At 65.0% G+C, this 3,251-nt stretch carries 4 protein-coding genes; 2 read left to right on the top strand and 2 right to left on the bottom strand.

Annotation, left to right across the window (positions count from 1 at the left end):
* Both mreC and ACEN88_RS27610 read right to left on the bottom strand, forming a co-directional pair.
* The coding region (gene mreC, locus ACEN88_RS27615; protein WP_413344796.1) for a rod shape-determining protein MreC at window positions 1-943 on the bottom strand (943 nt) is incomplete at its 3' end.
* A gap of 152 nt (window positions 944-1,095) precedes the next feature.
* Window positions 1,096-2,139, bottom strand: coding sequence for a rod shape-determining protein (locus ACEN88_RS27610; protein WP_025511657.1), 1,044 nt, complete (start codon window positions 2,137-2,139; stop codon window positions 1,096-1,098).
* Between the two features lie 308 nt (window positions 2,140-2,447).
* Between ACEN88_RS27610 and gatC the strand changes: the two genes are divergently transcribed.
* Window positions 2,448-2,753 (top strand): Asp-tRNA(Asn)/Glu-tRNA(Gln) amidotransferase subunit GatC, encoded by a 306-nt coding sequence (gatC, locus tag ACEN88_RS27605; RefSeq protein ID WP_371765932.1) that lies wholly within the window; start codon window positions 2,448-2,450, stop codon window positions 2,751-2,753.
* A gap of 25 nt (window positions 2,754-2,778) precedes the next feature.
* On the top strand, window positions 2,779-3,251 hold a 473-nt coding region (locus tag ACEN88_RS27600), incomplete at its 3' end, for an amidase family protein (RefSeq protein WP_413344794.1).

Genomic DNA, 3,251 nt, shown 5'->3' with positions numbered 1-3,251 from the left:
GTTGCGGCGGCAGCGGCAGCGGCGGCACGGGTTCCATGCGCGGCAGATTCTTGCGGGACGTGGTGTTGGCGTTGGCCTTCGGCACTTCCGCGGCCGGGCGCGGCGGCAGCGGCTGGTCGGACATCACGATCAGCAACTGGCGGTGGCGGTCGATGCCGGCCAGCGGCTGGCACACGACGCGGCCGAAGGCACCCTGCGCCAGGTTCTCGACCTGGATGACTTTCGCGACCGCGAGGCCGGCCGGGTAGATGCCGTCCAGGCCGGACGTCACGAGCACGTCGCCGACCTGGATGTCGGCATTCGGCGCGACGAAGCGCAGGTCGAGAAGGCCCGACTGGCCGCGGCCGTAGGCCACGCTGCGCAGGCCGTTGCGCAGCACCTGCACGGGGATCGCCTGTTCCTTGTCGGTGAGGAGCGTGACTTCGGACGTGAACGGGAACACGCGCGTGACCTGGCCGACGACGCCGGCGTTGTCGATCACGGGCAGGCCGAGCTTGACGCCGCTGCGGGTGCCGCGGTCGAGCACCACGCGGCGCGTGGACGGGTCGCGCGCGTCGTACAGGATCTCGCTCATCTGGGAGCGTACGGGGAGGTGCTCGCGCGCGTCCATCAGGCGGCGCAGTTGCGCGTTCTCGGCCATCTGGAGCTGCGCCTGCTGCATGACCTGGGCCATCGCGACCTGCTGGCTCTTCAGGTCGCGCACTTCCTTCTGCAGCGCGGAGATCGAGGAAAAATACGTGCCCATGTTGGCCAGCGCGTCGCGCGGGGCCAGTGCGGCCATCTGGAACGGGTACAGGACCGTTGCCGCCACCTGGCGCACGGCGGTGAGCGCGTGCAGGCGGGCGTCGACCACGAGCAGCGCGATCGACAGGAGAGCGAACACGGTCACCTTGACCCTTGCGGGGGCGCCTTGCTTGAACAGCGGCGGAGGACTGTATTCCATGACTTCCAATAATGCGGGGCCTGCGGCGCCCGCGTCAATCCAGACGCCCGCAGCGGGATGGCGACAAACGGGCGACACCAAACGCGGACGGCGCGTGCCATCCCGGGATCGCCGGAACGGTCACACGCCCTGTCCGCGCAGCCACGGCCGGGTTACTCGTACGAGAAGATCGAGCCCAGCTTGTCCATGCGCTCGAGCGCCATGCCCGAACCGCGCACGACGCACGTCAGCGGATCCTCGGCCACCAGCACCGGCAGGCCGGTCTCTTCCATCAGCAGGCGGTCCAGGTCGCGCAGCAGTGCGCCGCCGCCGGTCAGCATCATGCCCTTCTCGGCGATGTCCGCGCCCAGTTCCGGCGGGGTCTGCTCGAGGGCGTTCTTGACGGCCGAGACGATGTTGTTCAGCGGGTCGGTCAGCGCTTCCAGGATCTCGTTGCTCGAGATGGTGAAGGAACGCGGTATACCTTCCGACAGGTTGCGGCCCTTGACCTCCATCTCCTTGACTTCGGAGCCCGGGAAGGCCGAACCTATTGCCTTCTTGATCGACTCGGCGGTCTGTTCGCCGATCAGCATGCCGTAGTTGCGGCGGATGTAGTTGACGATGGCTTCGTCGAACTTGTCGCCGCCCACGCGCACGGAGCCTTTATAGACCATGCCGCCCAGCGAGATGATGCCGACTTCCGTCGTGCCGCCGCCGATGTCGACGACCATCGAGCCGGTCGCCTCGGACACCGGCAGGCCCGCGCCGATCGCGGCCGCCATCGGCTCTTCGATCAGGTAGACCTGCGACGCACCGGCGCCCAGCGCCGATTCGCGGATCGCGCGACGCTCGACCTGGGTCGAACCGCACGGCACGCAGATGATGATGCGCGGCGAGGGACGGAAGAACTTCGAGTCGTGCACCATGCGGATGAACTGCTTGAGCATCTGCTCGGTGACGGTGAAGTCGGCGATCACGCCATCCTTCATCGGACGGATCGCTTCGATGTTGCCGGGAACCTTGCCGAGCATTTGCTTGGCTTCCTTGCCGACCGCCTGGATCGTCTTCTTGCCGTTCGGACCGCCTTCCTGGCGGATCGCGACGACCGAAGGCTCATCCAGCACGATGCCCAGGCCGCGCACATAGATCAGCGTGTTGGCGGTACCCAGGTCGATGGCCAGGTCGTTCGAGAAATAGCTACGTAAAAAACCAAACATGTGTGTCCTGATATGCGCAATAAGGTGCGCCTAACATTAATCGGGGAATCCTCGCCGCGACTGCCGAATCCGCCTCGCGGGCTTTTCATGCGTGGAAGCGGGGCTGGTTTCGCCCGGAGAACGCATTAGCCCGCCATTCTACCTTATAATTTACCGATTAAACGCTGAAAAACGGGTGGTTTCGTGCCCATATCAGCCTGTGAGATCGACGGTATTAGAAAGCTTTTATCAGCTTTAGCGCGCCGTTGTCCAAATTTCATTATCTACACACTCATCTTTTAACGCGGTGCCGAGCCGCGCCTTTTGCCATGTCCCTGACACTTTCAGACGTAAAACGGATCGCCAACCTGGCCCAGCTCGATATGGACGAGGCCCATGCCGAAATCGCCTTGAACGAGCTGAACGGGATCTTCGCCCTGGCCGACCAGTTGCAGGCTGTCGACACCACGGGTGTTGCGCCGTTGTCGCAACCGCTGGCCAGCGTGCTCGCCCTGCCCCTGCGCCTGCGCGAGGACGTGGTGACGGAAGACAACCACCGCGACGATTACCAGGCCCCGGCCCCGAAGACCCAGGACGGCCTGTACCTGGTGCCGAAAGTCATCGCCACCGAATAACCCGCAGCGAACGTCGACCATCATGATGCATCAAAAAACCATCAAGGAGCTGTCCGCGCTCCTGCACTCGAAACAAGTCTCGGCGACCGAGCTGACCCGGCACTACCTCGACCGCATCGCCGCCAGCCAGCATAACGCGTTCCTGGACGTGAATCCGGACCTGTCGCTCGCGCAGGCGCAGGCCGCCGACGCCCGCATCGCGGCAGGCAACGCCGGCCCGCTGACCGGTATTCCGATTGCCCACAAGGATATCTTCGTCACGCAAGGCTGGCGCTCGACTGCCGCCTCGAAGATGCTGGGCAACTACGTCAGCCCGTTCGACGCCACCGTCGTCACGAAATTCGCGGACGCCGGCATGGTCACGCTGGGCAAACTCAACTGCGACGAATTCGCGATGGGCTCGTCGAACGAGAACTCCGCGTTCGGCGCCGTGAAAAACCCGTGGGACGCGCTGGCCGTGCCGGGCGGTTCGTCGGGCGGCTCGGCCGCCGCCATCGC

Source organism: Massilia sp. CT11-108, assembly GCF_047302915.1.
Taxonomy (GTDB): domain Bacteria; phylum Pseudomonadota; class Gammaproteobacteria; order Burkholderiales; family Burkholderiaceae_D; genus Telluria; species Telluria orientalis.
The sequence above is the reverse complement of the archived record's forward strand: the minus strand, read 5'-3'. Positions and strand labels throughout refer to the sequence as shown.

Excerpts from the sequence above, each read along its gene's own strand:
- ACEN88_RS27610 (WP_025511657.1), bottom strand. The coding sequence starts at position 2,139 with ATGTTTGGTTTTTTACGTAGCTATTTCTCGAACGACCTGGCCATCGAC.
- gatC (WP_371765932.1), top strand. The coding sequence starts at position 2,448 with ATGTCCCTGACACTTTCAGACGTAAAACGGATCGCCAACCTGGCCCAG.